This window comes from Bacillus sp. FSL E2-8868, assembly GCF_038005505.1.
GTDB lineage: Bacteria > Bacillota > Bacilli > Bacillales > Bacillaceae_G > Bacillus_A > Bacillus_A mycoides.
The window spans coordinates 1,582,854-1,597,195 of the sequence record NZ_JBBOTI010000002.1 but is presented as its reverse complement, the minus strand read 5'-3'; the positions used below and the strand labels follow the sequence as shown (position 1 = coordinate 1,597,195).

Below are 14,342 nucleotides of genomic sequence, written 5' to 3'. Positions count from 1 at the left end.
TTTACAAAGCTACACTTGTGACAAAAAAGCTTATTTTTTCATTTTGTGGTGATTCTGAATTCTTAAGTTGATGGGCATGCCTGTGTAGGTGACCTTTTTTGGTTTGTATCAATGTGTGATTAGTTGGTAGTTTAGATGGGAGATTTGACGGGATTTGTTGAATAGACGATATATCTCGAGAGTTGTTTTGTTAGTGAATTACTCTTCTTTCGTTGTCTCTTGTTGTGCGATTAATAAATTGCGTAATACGTGTGCGCGGTAACTTTCTAGTTTTCGTCCTTCATGATAGCGAACACCTAATTTTTTTAGCTCAGCTACGTACCAGCCTTTTGTTCCGTAATACATGAGACCACTTCCTTTTTTCTTTTGAACAGTATATGTGCCTGGGTGAGAGAATTTTCTTTTTTTATTCATGAAATTCGCGGAGTTTAATATTGAATATTCAGTTTATTTTTATTATGATTAACTTATTATCGGATGACAGTGATTAGCCTCGCTGTAAGCCCAGATTTATGTTTGAAAATGAAGAAAGTAACTTCTTTCCACTTGAGCTTCTTTAGCAGAAGTACGAGCTATAAGGATAAGGGTAGTAAAATTCAATGCAAATGTGTACATTGTTTTTCTGGCTCTTAACATAGTAACGGAGGATGAAATATGCGTAAAGGGACTTTTTTTATGGCAGGACATTCGAGACTTCCGAAGGGGATGGCTGTTCGCAGTATGTACGAGACACTAACAATTACAATTGAGGCGGATCATAAATATCATGTCATTATTGAAGCTTCATGTACGCTTGCGACAGAGCATGGTAGAGACTTCGTCGCTCAAATGTTGAGAGGACATAGTTTGCAAGATGGTATTGAGGAAATCGTTCAAGATATTACGGACCATTATCAAGGAAAAGCGCAAAATGCTATCGTCAGTGCGGTGAAAGATTTACATCGCCAATATGTAAGTTATTTAAATGATGAACAGCCCAGGGGAGAGTACGAGGAAACAACACCATAAAAACTATCTAGTTTACAACCATAAACGAGAGCCAGTTGTATTTCTTTTAAAGAGATACGACTGGCTTATTTTATTGAGGAGGCAAGAACTATGAAAAAGTTAAATGAAGTGTAAGTTGTAAAACAAGAGATGAAAAAAAGAGATGAAAAAAAGAGGGTGCGTAGAAAGTAAGGGGATTTTTAAAACGTATAAAGTATGTAGAGAAAATAATAAAAAACGAATTGACAGTTAGAAAATTTTGAATTATTATTTAATTAATAAGATCCATACGAGAAATTAGCCTTCTCTATATTCGATCTTGCTTTCCTGTTTTACAAATATTTTCATACAAACTGTCTATTATTATTGTACTTTAAGAGATTAAAGAACACTCGTAATTATGAGCCAGTTGTACGTTTCTACGATTTTATGTCGTGGTATGCGTATAACTGGCTTTTTCGTTGTTAGGACAGTAAGACCGAATCTCAGCATAAGAAGATAAGGATAACTGTCTGTAAAAAGCGTCAATAAGTTCTTCATATTTAAATTAGGGAGGAATTGAAATGTCGATTATTACAGAACAAAACGCAAAGATGAAATTTGCAAAGAAATATGAGGGGTATGAAATTGCTCCTCATCCAGAGCATAAACGTTTATATCACATTACGCTAAACCAGCAATTGCTTAAGCAGTTTTTTGAAGGGGTAAAAGAGCATTCAGAGCAGTCATTACAATACATTCCTTATTCTCGGTTTAATCTTGCGGATGGAATGAGAAAGATTTTTGGGCAATCATTTATGGATAACATTCGCGGCATTGTTCATGACCGTGAAACGGGCGGATTTACAATTGGAGTGCAAGGTGAAACGGCAGATCCAGCAGACTACGTGAAATTTGCAACAGCATTAACACATTTAATCGGGGAGCCAAACTTTGATGCAATGACAGGAACGTATTATGCTAGATTTAATGTGAAAGATACGGATAGTAGTGATTCTTACCTTCGTCAAGCGTACCGATTGTTTACACTGCATACAGACGGTACATTCGTTGATGAGCCGACAGATTGGCTTCTTATGATGAAAATTGAAGAGCAAAATGCAGTAGGCGGAGAATCTCGTTTACTACATTTAGACGATTGGGAAGACCTTCATAAATTTAGAAATCATTCGCTCGCATCTGTTAAGGTTACGTATAAAGCACCACCAAGTAAAAATGCGCAAGAAATCGTCTATCGTGAAACATTTTTTGATGTGAATAACGCACCATGTATTTGTTTTATTGATCAGTTTGCCTATCCAGATAATATTGAACAAGCAAACTATTTGAAAGACTTATCATATTCTGTTGAAAACTCACCAGCAACACATGCATTGAAATTACCAATTGGTGACTTAGTTCTTTTAAACAACTTATTTTGGATGCACGGAAGAGCTGCGTTTGAGAAAAATAAAGATTTATATAGAGAACTAATGCGTCAACGTGGTTGTTTTTCTAAATAAGTTTGTACGGCGGGTCTTAAAAAAGACCTGCCTTTCATCATATTAAGGGGGAAGTAGGATGTATGACTTTATAATTATTGGCGGAGGAATTGTTGGCCTTTCAACTGGAATGGCGTTAACGAAAAAATTCCCTAGTGCGAAAATCGCGATCATTGAAAAAGAAAAGGAACTTGCACATCATCAAACTGGACATAATAGCGGAGTAATTCACTCTGGAATTTACTATAAACCAGGGAGTTATAAAGCAAAGTTTGCCAAAGAAGGAAATGCAGCTATGGTTCAATTTTGTGAAGAAAATGACATCGCTTATGACATGTGCGGAAAAGTAATTGTCGCTACAGAAAAGGACGAACTTCCTCTTTTACATAACTTATATGAAAGAGGCTTACAAAACGATTTACATATTGAAAAGATAGGTAAGGAAGAATTAGCTGAAATTGAACCTCATGTAAAGGGACTTGGGGCAATCCGTGTTCCATCTTGCGGGATTGCTGATTATAGAGGAGTAAGTTATGCATTTGCTCGCTTAATTCAAGAAAGCGGCGGAGAAATACATTTAGGAACAACAGCGGAGCGTATTACTGAGAAGAAAGACGCTGTAACAATTGAGACGAATCAAGGGATATTTAAAACGAAATTTCTCATTAACTGCGCCGGCTTACATAGTGACCGTATTGCGAAAAAAACAGGGATATTAACAGATATGAAAATTGTTCCGTTTCGTGGTGAATATTACGAACTTGTCCCAGAAAAACGCCATCTCGTAAAACATTTAATCTATCCAGTTCCAAATCCAGAATTCCCATTTTTAGGCGTTCATTTCACAAGAATGATAAACGGAGACGTACATGCAGGACCGAATGCAGTATTAAGCTTTAAGCGAGAAGGCTATACGAAAACAGACTTTGATATAAAAGACTTCATGGAAACAATGACATACACAGGCTTTTGGAAAATGGCGATGCCAAATATGAAAGAAGGCATAAAAGAAATGGTACGCTCATTTAGTAAACAATCATTCCTAAAAAGCTTACAGCGCTTAATACCAGAACTTACAGAGAAAGATATCGTGCCAACCCATGCAGGTGTAAGGGCACAAGCCATTTTATCAAACGGAAATATGGTTGATGACTTCTGCATTATCCCTGGCATCAATTCTCTGCATATTTGCAATGCACCATCCCCGGCCGCAACGGCTAGTATAAAGATTGGTGAGGAGATTGCTAAGCAAGTGCCGGATGTGGTGGCGGTTAGGGTTTGATGGGTCAGGGTGATTTGAGTCATAAATCCGCCTCGCTTTGAAGCGTAATATTACCGTGAATCATGAATTTGAAGAATCCCTTCTCACAAAGTGAAGCTTTAATCAGTGGTAGTTTTTCCTCAGCATTAGGGCTACGAAATTGAAAACTATTTAAAGAAAATACGACATCACTTCTATTTCTAGTTTATTAAAATAGGATTTATAGTAAGAATTTCTAAAAGTATAAAGGAGGGATATGCTTTGTTTCCAGGTACTTTATATGAAACACATGTTAAAACAAAAAATTTAGAAGTGGCAAAAGAGTTTTATACTAAACTTGGATTATTTCATGCTCGCACTATTGAAGAACGCCGTGTAGCTTTCTTTTGGTTTGATAAAGAAAATAAGAAGGAACAAATGCTGGGCATTTGGGAAGTATCGGAAGAAGCATTCCATACAAGTCACTTTGCATTCAAGGTTAACTATGAAGAAATCATTCATGCAAGAGAATGGCTTCTTAATAAAGGAATAAACCCAAGGGCTGCTTTCGGTCTTGAACCTTCTGAGCCTATGGTTCAAACTTGGACACCTAGTGCAAATCTTTATTTTTACGATCCTGACGGCAATTCTTTAGAATTTCTATGTTTACTTCCTGAAAAGAAAAAAGTAAAACAAGACGTCATGTATTTGAGTGAGTGGGAAAGCTTGGAGAGTGAAGAATAAATTTGATTTTTAACTCAAATCCCGCAAAACTATGGCTTAAATCACCCCCTGAGTTTTCGGGGGGATCTTTTTGTTTTGGGGCTAATAATCACCTACTGTATAAAAAAATAGACAGTAGTATTTATTTTTCAAAAAATGTATACAGATTTATCCCGCATTAACGGCCCGTAAAAGCCCGATTGGTGTGGGCGAATAATCAGTGGGGGATGAAGACCCTCCGACTGATTAAAGTTTCACTTTATACTCTATGCGTTGGCATGATACTTGCAATGAAAATAGTATTAACATATAGGGGAGAGATAGAAATGAAGGTTAGTAAAATATACACAACAATTGATGCTCACGTAGCTGGGGAACCACTTCGAATCATTACGGGCGGAGTGCCAGAGATAAAGGGAGAAACGCAACTAGAAAGACGCGCATACTGCATGGAACATTTGGATCATCTTCGCGAGGTTCTTATGTATGAACCGAGAGGACATCACGGCATGTACGGTTGTATCATTACTCCGCCCGCAAGTCCTCATTCTGATTTTGGCGTATTATTTATGCACAATGAAGGCTGGAGTACGATGTGTGGTCACGGAATTATCGCTGTTATTACAGTTGGAATTGAAACAGGTATGTTTGAAGTGACAGGAGAAAAACAAAAATTCATTATTGATAGCCCTGCCGGGGAAGTTATTGCGTATGCAACATTTAACGGGAGCGAAGTAGAGGCAGTATCATTTGAAAACGTTCCTTCGTTCGTATACAAGAAAGACGTTCCTATCAAAATAGATGACTATGAATTTCAAGTAGATATCGCGTTTGGCGGAGCATTCTACGCTGTAGTGGATAGTAAAGAGTTTGGTTTGAAAGTCGATTTTAAAGATTTAGCTGCAATTCAAACGTGGGGCGGTAAAATTAAACACTACATTGAAAGTCAAATGGAAGTAAAACATCCACTTGAAGAAGATTTAAAAGGAATATACGGCGTTATTTTCTCAGATGAACCGAAAGGAAAAGACGCTAGCTTACGAAATGTAACGATCTTCGCTGACGGGCAAGTCGACCGTTCCCCTTGCGGTACAGGAACATCCGCAAGAATCGCAACTCTTTTTGAAAAAGATGCCTTACAAAAAAGAGAGATGTTCATCCACGAATGCATTACTGACGGCCAATTTGAGGGAGAAGTATTGTCGGTAACAGCGGTAGATACATATGAAGCTGTCGTTCCGAAAGTAACGGGGAATGCATTTATTACAGGATTTCATCAGTTCGTTGTAGACCCGAGAGATGATTTGAATCGGGGATTTTTGTTAGAGTAGAAGGAGGAGGTGGAAAGATATGCTAGTCATAAGCGCGAACGAACAACGAAACTTAGTAAATATGAAGGAAGTCATTGAATACGCGGCGCTTGCTTTAAAAGAATTTTCAGCAGAAAGAACGATCACACCAATTCGCGGTTCATTACCATTTGCGAACGAGCAAAATACCGCATTAATTATGCCTTCAGTAGCGGAAGGACTCGAAGCGCTCGGTTTAAAAGTAGTAACGGTAGCTCCGCATAATAAAAAGATAGGAAAGAAAACGATAAACGGAATTGTTATGCTATCAGACTTTCAAACGGGAGAACCACTCGCACTTTTAGAAGGATCGTACTTAACGATGATTCGAACAGGAGCCTTATCAGGAGTAGCGACAAAACATTTAGCTCGTCATAACGCAAAAAACTTATGCATTATCGGTACTGGTGAACAAGCGAAAGGAATTGCAGAAGCTGTACTTGCAGTTAGAGACATCGAAAAAGTCACCTTATATAACCGAACGGAAGAAAAAGCGTATGCATTCGCGCAATATATCCAGGAGACATTCAACAAACCAGCTTACGTCTACAGAGATCCAAATGAAGCAATAAGCGAAGCGGACATCATCGTCACAACAACGAATGCATCCACACCAGTCTTCTCAGAAAAACTACAAAAAGGCGTCCACATAAACGCCGTCGGTTCATTTAGACCGAGCATGCAAGAACTACCATCCCACGCCATCGCGAACGCAAACAAAGTAGTAGTCGAATCAAAAGAGGCAGCACTAGAAGAAACGGGTGACCTTCAAGTTCCTATAAAAGAAGGATTATTTGAAGCGAGCGACATCCACGCCGAACTTGGTCAGATTATAAGCGGAGAAAAAGCTGGTAGAGAGAACGATGAAGAGATTACTATTTTTAAATCGGTTGGTTTGGCGGTAGTGGATATTATCGTTGCGAAGTATTTGTATGAGAAAGCGGTGGAGTGTGGAATGGGTACTACGATTCAGTTGTGAGGCTGCCTTTGGGTGGTCTTTTTGTTTATAATGCGCGTATGCATCTCAATTGTAATGTGTAGTGTTTGCAAAGAAATTATGTGATGTATTATATATTCTGTTAAAATTAAACAAAAATGCATATAAGAAATTGCAGGTGAGAAACCTTGGATTTAGTTCGAAAATTAACTCGTATTTATGGCTTAGGGCTTTGCTGTGGGTTGTGGAGTAAAGCTGAAGTAATTCAATGGTGTGATAAATTGATTGAAGCAAGTGACAGTCCGCCATATGAAATAATTGAGATATCCTTAATGTCTAAAGCAAAGATAGATGATATTGAAGGGAAGTTATTTGAGTTTAGTAGCACAGTTGATGAAGAATACACTGTTAAGTTAACTCTTTCCGTCATTCATGAAAAACTAAAAAAACATGAACTGACGATTGAAGAATCAATTAAATGCACCACTAGACTTTTAGTCAACAGGGGGGTGCATTGGGAGGCGGAATACTTTGAATTGTATAGTCTAGACGATAGTTATGACTTAGCTAAAGATGGTGTTCATTTTGATTTAAGTCAAGTTATTCATACATATATTGAAATGTTAAGTATTTATAGTAAGTATTTTAGTGGGTTTGAAAAACTGTATTTTAAAGTAATGGGAAATGAATGGAGATTTTAATGTATATCAGTATTTGATTAGCTTTGTTTGTCCCTTATTTTCCAATTGGAGAATAAGGGACAAAGTTTTATGAAGGAGTAAATTTAGATATCAAGTATGCAGATTTTTTTACCATTCCCGCCATTCTTCTGTTATATCTTCTTCGGATTCTAAGCCAGCTATTCGTGCTGCTGTATCGATAAATTCATAGAGATCTTCTCTTTCCATTGTTTCGATAAAATAGTCATGTTCGTCATTTAATTCATTTATATTAACAACTACTTCTTTAACGACTTGCATTATTTTGACTTCGGTTGGATTCTCTCCCAATAGCTCTAAATTGTTAATGTAAGTGTCGAGAACTTTATTTGTTGCACTTATATTTTCTTCAGTGAAAAACTCGCCATCTTCATCATTCTCAATCCATGGGGTTGTGGGTTTGTTTTTTTTCAATTCATCAAATGTCATAAGAGCCTCCTAAAAGTGTTTTTTATCTTTAATCCCATTCTACATTTTCAATTATATATAACAACCATTTCAGAAAAACTTTCTGTAGGCTGCTAGTCATTCAACTCATTTTACGAGGCTACCTATTCGTGGTCTTTTTATTTTACCCCCCGCATAAATATCTTTTATCGCAAGAATTCATTAATAGATTTCAAACTGTCTATCTTTGCGAAAAAGTTTGACAATACATACGGGTAGTGGTAATTTAAAACCTATAAGAAAACTCGGTATTAATTCCGAGTTTTCTTATAGGTGTAAATAGTCGAGAGGGGTCGAAATATGAAGAAGAAGTTGTTTGCATTACCATTTGTCCTACTATTACTTATTGCATTAGCGGCTTGCTCAGGGGAGAAAGATTCTTCGAAGCAAGCAGGAACTAGTAAATCAGGGACTCCGAAAGACGGAGGAACGTTAACAGTTGGTGTTAGTGATAATCCAGATACGATGAACCCGCTTTATGCGAATGATCGAGTGTCATTAACGATACAGCAAGCTTTATATGCACCGCTGTATCATATGGAAGACGGTAAGAAAAAGTTTGTTCTTGCTGAGAGCTTTACGCCTTCAGAGGATCAATTAACATGGACTTTAAAATTAAAGGATAATTTGAAATGGCATGATGGTAAGAAAATTACATCAGATGATATTGTATTTACATTCAAATCTATTCTAGATGAGAAGCAAAATAGTTCAAGCCGTGAAAACTTTATTTTTAAAGGAAAGCCACTTGAGGTGAAAAAAGTGGATGAGCTAACGACTCAATTCGTTTTACCACAAGTAAGTGCATCTTTCGAAGGGGTTATGAACGATTTCTTCCCAATTCCGAAACATGTATTTGAAGGTGAAGCAGATTTAGTGAAGAGTAAGAAAAACCTACAACCTGTAGGATCAGGTCCATTTAAGTTAAAAGAGTTTAAATCAGATGAATATGTTGCGTTAGAGCGATTCGATGATTATTTTGCTGGTAAAGCGAAATTAGATTCTGTCGTGTACCGCGTTGTAAAAGACCGTAATACAGCAAACGTTTCACTACAAAATGGTCAAATTAATATGAAGATGATCGAACCGCAAGACTTTAAGAAATTAGATAGCACTGGGAACTTCTCAATGGTCACATTCCCTGAAGGTAGATTATTCTACTTAGCTTATAACTTTAATACAGATCTTATGAAGAAAAAAGAAGTGCGCCAAGCAATTGCGCATGCATTAGATAAGAAAGAAATGATTAACTCAGCGTTCGTTTCTAGTCAATTTGCAGAACCGGCAAATTCAATCTTAACGCCAGACGCTATGTATTATGCGAAAGATATTAAAGAGTATAAGTATGATCAAAAAGAAGCGAAAGATTTATTAGCAAAAGCTGGTGTGAAAGATAAAGAAAAAATCCGCGTTATGTATGTAACGAATAATAAAATCATGGAAAGTCTAGCACTTTATACACAGCAAAAATTACAAGAAGTTGGCTTACAAGTTGAACTGAATGCATTAGATGCTAGTGCAGCAAGTGAAAAAGGCTTAGATAAAGAGAATAAAGAATATGACATTACATTTGGTGGTTACATAATGGGACCAGAGCCAGATTCATATAAGAGCTTATTCTTAAGTAATGCGGAATACAATTATGCACGTTATAAAAATGCTGACTTCGATAAGTTATGGGAAGAAGCTGCGGTTGAAACAGATAAAACAAAACGCGCAGAGCTATACCACAAAATCCAAGATACAGCTAGAGAAGACTTACCTTATCTTCCAATCGCATATCCGAAAGCAGTTATTGCAGTAGATAAAAAGTTTGATGGATTAAAAGAAGCAAAAGCAATTCCAGTTACAATGTTTGAAGATCTATCGAAGATTTATGAAGTGAAATAAGAAACTGTAAAGAAGCTGGTGAAAATCAGCTTCTTTATCCCGCTTTAATGGGCAGTAAGACTCCCACCTCAAAATCCGGCGAATGCGAGGAAGTTAGGCGGGAGTAGGGCTGATTAAAGTTTCACTTTATCCCGCATTAACGGGCAGTAAGACTCCCACCTCGAAAGTCAACTGAGGCAAAGAAGTGAGGTGGGAGATCAACTGCCTGTAAATGCCCGATTGGTTCGGGCTAATAATCAGTGGGGATGGACAAAACCCCCACTGATTAAAGTTTCACTTTATCTTGAGGGGGGAAGTTTGTGTATAAAGTAATTGCAAAGAGGCTTTTAAATGCGATTCCGCTTTTATTTGTTATTTCTATTATTTCTTTTCTATTAATAAAACTAGCGCCGGGCGATCCTGTTCGAAACTTTGTAACGCCGAATATGAGTCCGATTGATGTCGAGCGTATTCGCAAAAGTTTAGGACTAGATCAGCCGATTTACGTGCAATATTTTTTATGGTTAAAAAATATTTTAACAGGGAATTTTGGATACTCACTTCAAAACCATCGTCCTGTTTTAGAACTTATTACAGAAAGATTACCCGCAACAATTGGGTTAATGGGATCATCTTTACTCGTCTCATTTGTAATCGCAATACCGCTTGGATTATTTACAGGTGTGAAAAAGAACTCGTTCTTTGACCGCATTGTGAACTTCATCTCCTATGTGGGAATCTCAATGCCAGTCTTTTGGTTCGCGTTACTATTAATCTACTTATTCTCTTTAAAGTTGAACATGCTTCCGAGTATGGGTATGCGCACAGTCGGTCAAGATTCCTTCTGGGATATTGTCCAGCACGGTATTTTACCTTGCATGGTGCTAGCGTTCCAAAACATCTCTGTCTATATGAGATATATTCGCTCAAGTACCATCCAGCAATTAGAGGAAGATTACGTACAAATTCAATATGCGTACGGTGCTTCACAGAAAACAGTTTTATTTAATCACGTACTTCGAAACGTATTAATACCGATCATTACAATTTTCGGATTATCCATTCCAAGTTTAGTAGGCGGAGCGTTCATTACGGAAACAGTATTCTCATGGCCGGGACTTGGTTCACTCGGGGTAAATGCTATTTTTAGATTTGATTATCCAATTATTATGGCAATCACATTATTATCATCGTTCATGTTAATTCTCGGTAATTTAATTGCTGATATTTTATATGGCGTAGTAGATCCGCGCATTCGAATGAGGGGGTGATTTGGAATGAACAATAGGAGATTTCAAACGATAAAAAATAGTTTTACAAAAAATAAGTTTGTAGTAATGGGAGTTATTATACTGGGTGTTTTAACAATCGCGTCTCTTTTCGCATTCGTATCACCGTACGATCCTAGTAAAATGTCGATTCCAGATCGTTTACAAGAACCGAGTATGATTCATCCGTTCGGCACAGATGATTACGGAAGGGATTACTTAACGAGAGCGTTATATGGCGGACGAGTTTCCCTTGCTGTTGGTTTTCTAGCGATGGTTGTTTCCATTACAATCGGGACCGCAGTAGGAACAATTAGCGGATATTTTGGCGGAAAGTTAGACAACTTCTTAATGCGAATTGTTGAAGTTTTAATGTCAATTCCATCATTCTTTTTAATGCTGTTATTAAATGCGTATTTAAAACCAGGAATTACAACGCTTGTTCTTATTATCGGATTATTAACGTGGATGGACACCGCGCGTATCGTAAGGGCAGAAACGTTATCTGTAAAAGAGCGTGAATACGTGTTATACGCAAAAGTATCTGGACAAAAATCATTGATGAGTATTGTAAGACACATCATTCCTAACATTTTATCAACCATTATAATCGCAGCGACATTAACAATTGCGACATCGATTTTAATGGAATCATCACTTAGCTTCTTAGGATTAGGTATTAGAGAACCAGATTCTTCTTGGGGCAGCATGCTAAATAATGCGCAAGGATACATAGGTGAAGCTTGGTATTTAACACTCTTCCCAGGGTTCCTTATTCTATTAACTGTACTAAGTTTTAACGTAATCGGTGAAGCGTTGAAAAAAGCTTTCGCACCAAAAGGGGCTCATCATGAGAACTAATGTTTTAAGTGAGGGGGAGTGAAAAGCGTGTCTGAAAAACTATTAGAAGTGAAAAACTTAAAGACTTCTTTTTTCATAGAAGACGGCGAAGTAGAAGCTGTTCGCGGCGTTTCATTTAGCTTGAAAAAGGGTGAAGTCGTTGGGATTGTTGGCGAATCGGGAAGCGGAAAGAGCGTTATGGCGAAATCCGTTATGGCCCTCGTTACGTCGCCAGGGAAAGTGAAAGAAGGAGAGATTCTTTTTCAAAATGAAAACGTGCTTTCTAAATCGGAGAAAGAATTGCGTTCTATTAGAGGAAATCAAATTTCACTCATATCTCAAGATCCAATGTCGGCATTAAACCCAGTTGTGAAAATTGGTAAGCAAATGACGGAAGTAATTATTCGGCATCAAAAAGTGAAAAAGAAAGAAGCACAAAATATCGCGGTCAACTTACTAAAACAAGTCGGTCTTTCTTCACCGGAAGAAAGGGTAAAACAATATCCGCATGAACTAAGCGGCGGTATGAAGCAGCGGGTTATGATCGCAATGGCAATGTCTTGTAACCCAGACCTTCTCATTGCGGATGAACCGACGACTGCGCTTGATGTAACGATACAAGCACAAATACTAGATTTAATGAAAAACTTAAAAAACGAAACGAATATGTCGTTACTTCTTATTACACATGATCTTGGAATTGTTGCGCAAAACTGTACACGCGTCATCGTTATGTACGGCGGACTTATTATGGAAGAAGGACATGTACTTGATATTTTTCAATCGCCGAATCATCCATACACGAAAGGCTTATTAAACTCTCTGCCAAAAATATCGAACGGAGTAAAAGAAAGACTAGCGCCAATTCAAGGTGTAACGCCAAACTTACTACACCCGCCGAAAGGGTGCCCATTCGCAGAGCGTTGCCCACATAAAATGGACATTTGTGAAAAAGAACGTCCGCCATATTTTGAAATCGGAAACGAAAGACGCTCCATGTGCTGGTTAAACGATAGGGCGGTAGGTGATTCCCATGCATGAAGAAAACTTAATTGAAGTTCGGAACTTAAAAAAGTATTTTCCTATTAAAAAAGGACTATTCGGCAGAAAAACAGAGCAATTAAAAGCAGTAGATGACTTAAGCTTCACAATTAAAAAGGGTGAAACATTCGGACTAGTAGGGGAATCCGGCTGCGGAAAATCAACGACAGGAAGAAGTATCATTCGTTTACATGATGTAACGTCAGGTAACATTCTATTTGACGGAAAAGATATCGCGGATCTAAAGGAAAGTGAACTAAAAGAATACAGAAAACGAATGCAAATCATTTTCCAAGACCCATACGCATCATTAAACCCGACAATGAACGTATTCCAAATTATTAGCGAACCGATGAACATTCATGGCTCTTACACAGCCGAAGAAAGAAAAGAAATCATTCTAGACCTGCTCAAAAAAGTAGGACTAAAAGAAGAACACCTATATCGCTACCCGCACGAATTTAGCGGAGGCCAAAGACAGCGCATAAGCATCGCGCGCGCACTATCTGTAAAACCGGACTTTATCCTATGTGATGAACCAATCTCAGCACTAGATGTATCAGTCCAAGCACAAGTCGTAAACATGCTGCAGGATATTCAAGAAGAAACAGGCGTCACATACTTATTCATCGCACATGACCTATCCATGGTAAGACACATATCAGATAGAATCGGAGTCATGTACTTAGGAAACATAGTAGAAATTGCCGACAGCGAAGACCTATACACAAGACCGGCACATCCATACACACAAGCACTACTCTCATCCATGCCAGAACCAGATCCAACAAACACAGGTAAAGAACGGATCATTCTGCAAGGGGAAGTACCAAGCCCACTCAACTCACCATCCGGCTGCAAATTCAGAACAAGGTGCAAATTCGCCACTGAAAAATGCGCACAGGAAGTACCGAAGATGGTTGAGATTGCGAAGGGGCATGAGGTGGCTTGTCATTTGTTTTAGGGGGGAAAAGCACCCGGGGGGACCTGGTGCTTTTTTCTTTTATGTGGGGGTGTGGGATTAGTTGTAGACTAATGGTCAGCGACTGTCTATATTTGCATCTCCTATCATATAATTCCCCTTATTTTTTAACTATGATTTTAATGACGAACTTCTTTTTGTTGGGAAAGCACGTAAAGTAAGACAACGTATTAAAAAGCATTTTGAAGATAATGTATCACCAATTAAAAATCATCGTGATGAAGTGTATTGTATTGATGTATGTATTGTAGAAGATCCGATGGAAAGAGAAATTTACGAAACATATATGATTAACGAATTTCAAGCGAAGTATAATGTGGATAAAGTATTTTATAAATAACATCAACGTAAAACATGATCTTGGTACTACATCAAGATCATGTTTTTTATATGCAATAAAAACGATTGATTATTCTTAATCATTCGACAAAATATAACAATTTAAGATCATATTTTTTG

Annotated in this window: 14 protein-coding genes and 1 pseudogene; 13 read left to right on the top strand and 2 right to left on the bottom strand. The window is 37.7% G+C overall.

Features of this window, described 5'->3' with window-relative positions; genetic code table 11:
• Positions 1-198 precede the first annotated feature (198 nt).
• Positions 199-414, bottom strand: coding sequence for a YflJ family protein (locus NSS74_RS19170; protein ID WP_002030060.1), 216 nt, complete (start codon positions 412-414; stop codon positions 199-201).
• A gap of 240 nt (positions 415-654) precedes the next feature.
• Here NSS74_RS19170 and NSS74_RS19165 point away from each other — a divergent pair, with 240 nt between their 5' ends.
• From NSS74_RS19165 to NSS74_RS19135, 7 genes are all read left to right on the top strand, one after another.
• Positions 655-1,008: a DUF3870 domain-containing protein gene (locus NSS74_RS19165; RefSeq protein ID WP_001225455.1), complete on the top strand. Its 354-nt coding sequence runs from the start codon at positions 655-657 to the stop codon at positions 1,006-1,008.
• Between the two features lie 542 nt (positions 1,009-1,550).
• The gene (gene glaH, locus NSS74_RS19160; RefSeq protein ID WP_340814097.1) at positions 1,551-2,489 is read left to right on the top strand and encodes a glutarate dioxygenase GlaH; all 939 of its coding nucleotides are present in this window, start codon (positions 1,551-1,553) and stop codon (positions 2,487-2,489) included.
• Between the two features lie 58 nt (positions 2,490-2,547).
• A complete protein-coding gene (gene lhgO / locus NSS74_RS19155; protein ID WP_340814096.1) occupies positions 2,548-3,750 on the top strand; it encodes an L-2-hydroxyglutarate oxidase in 1,203 nt (400 codons plus the stop codon).
• Positions 3,751-3,990: 240 nt separating this feature from the next.
• A complete protein-coding gene (locus NSS74_RS19150) occupies positions 3,991-4,452 on the top strand; it encodes a VOC family protein (RefSeq protein WP_002125581.1) in 462 nt (153 codons plus the stop codon).
• Positions 4,453-4,709: 257 nt separating this feature from the next.
• Positions 4,710-5,762 carry a proline racemase family protein gene (locus tag NSS74_RS19145; RefSeq protein WP_340814239.1) on the top strand — a complete coding sequence of 351 codons (1,053 nt, stop codon included), beginning with the start codon at positions 4,710-4,712 and terminating at the stop codon, positions 5,760-5,762.
• Positions 5,763-5,781: 19 nt separating this feature from the next.
• The gene (locus NSS74_RS19140) at positions 5,782-6,759 is read left to right on the top strand and encodes an ornithine cyclodeaminase family protein (protein WP_340814095.1); all 978 of its coding nucleotides are present in this window, start codon (positions 5,782-5,784) and stop codon (positions 6,757-6,759) included.
• Between the two features lie 146 nt (positions 6,760-6,905).
• Complete coding sequence (locus NSS74_RS19135; RefSeq protein WP_002030070.1) at positions 6,906-7,418, top strand: hypothetical protein; 513 nt, start codon at positions 6,906-6,908, stop codon at positions 7,416-7,418.
• Between the two features lie 108 nt (positions 7,419-7,526).
• On the opposite strand, the gene NSS74_RS19130 is transcribed toward NSS74_RS19135, so the two are convergent.
• Positions 7,527-7,865 carry a hypothetical protein gene (locus tag NSS74_RS19130; protein WP_002125589.1) on the bottom strand — a complete coding sequence of 113 codons (339 nt, stop codon included), beginning with the start codon at positions 7,863-7,865 and terminating at the stop codon, positions 7,527-7,529.
• Positions 7,866-8,183: 318 nt separating this feature from the next.
• On the opposite strand from NSS74_RS19130, the gene NSS74_RS19125 reads away from it, so the two are divergent.
• From NSS74_RS19125 to NSS74_RS19100, 6 genes and pseudogenes are all read left to right on the top strand, one after another.
• Positions 8,184-9,773 (top strand): ABC transporter substrate-binding protein, encoded by a 1,590-nt coding sequence (locus NSS74_RS19125; protein WP_016101720.1) that lies wholly within the window; start codon positions 8,184-8,186, stop codon positions 9,771-9,773.
• Positions 9,774-10,072: 299 nt separating this feature from the next.
• Entirely contained in the window at positions 10,073-11,023 is a 951-nt protein-coding gene (locus NSS74_RS19120) for an ABC transporter permease (protein WP_002035186.1), read from the top strand.
• 6 nt (positions 11,024-11,029) lie between these two features.
• On the top strand, positions 11,030-11,881 hold the full coding sequence (locus tag NSS74_RS19115) for an ABC transporter permease (RefSeq protein WP_340814093.1): 852 nt from the start codon (positions 11,030-11,032) through the stop codon (positions 11,879-11,881).
• A gap of 27 nt (positions 11,882-11,908) precedes the next feature.
• Positions 11,909-12,901 carry an ABC transporter ATP-binding protein gene (locus tag NSS74_RS19110; RefSeq protein ID WP_289403180.1) on the top strand — a complete coding sequence of 331 codons (993 nt, stop codon included), beginning with the start codon at positions 11,909-11,911 and terminating at the stop codon, positions 12,899-12,901.
• Positions 12,894-13,865 (top strand): ABC transporter ATP-binding protein, encoded by a 972-nt coding sequence (locus NSS74_RS19105; RefSeq protein WP_142274088.1) that lies wholly within the window; start codon positions 12,894-12,896, stop codon positions 13,863-13,865. The genes NSS74_RS19110 and NSS74_RS19105 overlap by 8 nt, the downstream gene beginning before the upstream one ends.
• A 136-nt stretch (positions 13,866-14,001) precedes the next feature.
• Positions 14,002-14,223: pseudogene (locus tag NSS74_RS19100) on the top strand (nucleotide excision repair endonuclease); the annotation flags it as partial.
• Positions 14,224-14,342 lie beyond the last annotated feature (119 nt).

Bases quoted from the DNA above. Each gene is read 5' to 3' on its own strand.
- glaH (WP_340814097.1), top strand. From the start codon at position 1,551: ATGTCGATTATTACAGAACAAAACGCAAAGATGAAATTTGCAAAGAAA.
- NSS74_RS19115 (WP_340814093.1), top strand. From the start codon at position 11,030: ATGAACAATAGGAGATTTCAAACGATAAAAAATAGTTTTACAAAAAAT.
- NSS74_RS19105 (WP_142274088.1), top strand. From the start codon at position 12,894: ATGCATGAAGAAAACTTAATTGAAGTTCGGAACTTAAAAAAGTATTTT.
- NSS74_RS19165 (WP_001225455.1), top strand. From the start codon at position 655: ATGCGTAAAGGGACTTTTTTTATGGCAGGACATTCGAGACTTCCGAAG.
- NSS74_RS19125 (WP_016101720.1), top strand. From the start codon at position 8,184: ATGAAGAAGAAGTTGTTTGCATTACCATTTGTCCTACTATTACTTATT.
- NSS74_RS19140 (WP_340814095.1), top strand. From the start codon at position 5,782: ATGCTAGTCATAAGCGCGAACGAACAACGAAACTTAGTAAATATGAAG.
- NSS74_RS19130 (WP_002125589.1), bottom strand. From the start codon at position 7,865: ATGACATTTGATGAATTGAAAAAAAACAAACCCACAACCCCATGGATT.
- NSS74_RS19145 (WP_340814239.1), top strand. From the start codon at position 4,710: ATGATACTTGCAATGAAAATAGTATTAACATATAGGGGAGAGATAGAA.
- lhgO (WP_340814096.1), top strand. From the start codon at position 2,548: ATGTATGACTTTATAATTATTGGCGGAGGAATTGTTGGCCTTTCAACT.
- NSS74_RS19170 (WP_002030060.1), bottom strand. From the start codon at position 414: ATGAATAAAAAAAGAAAATTCTCTCACCCAGGCACATATACTGTTCAA.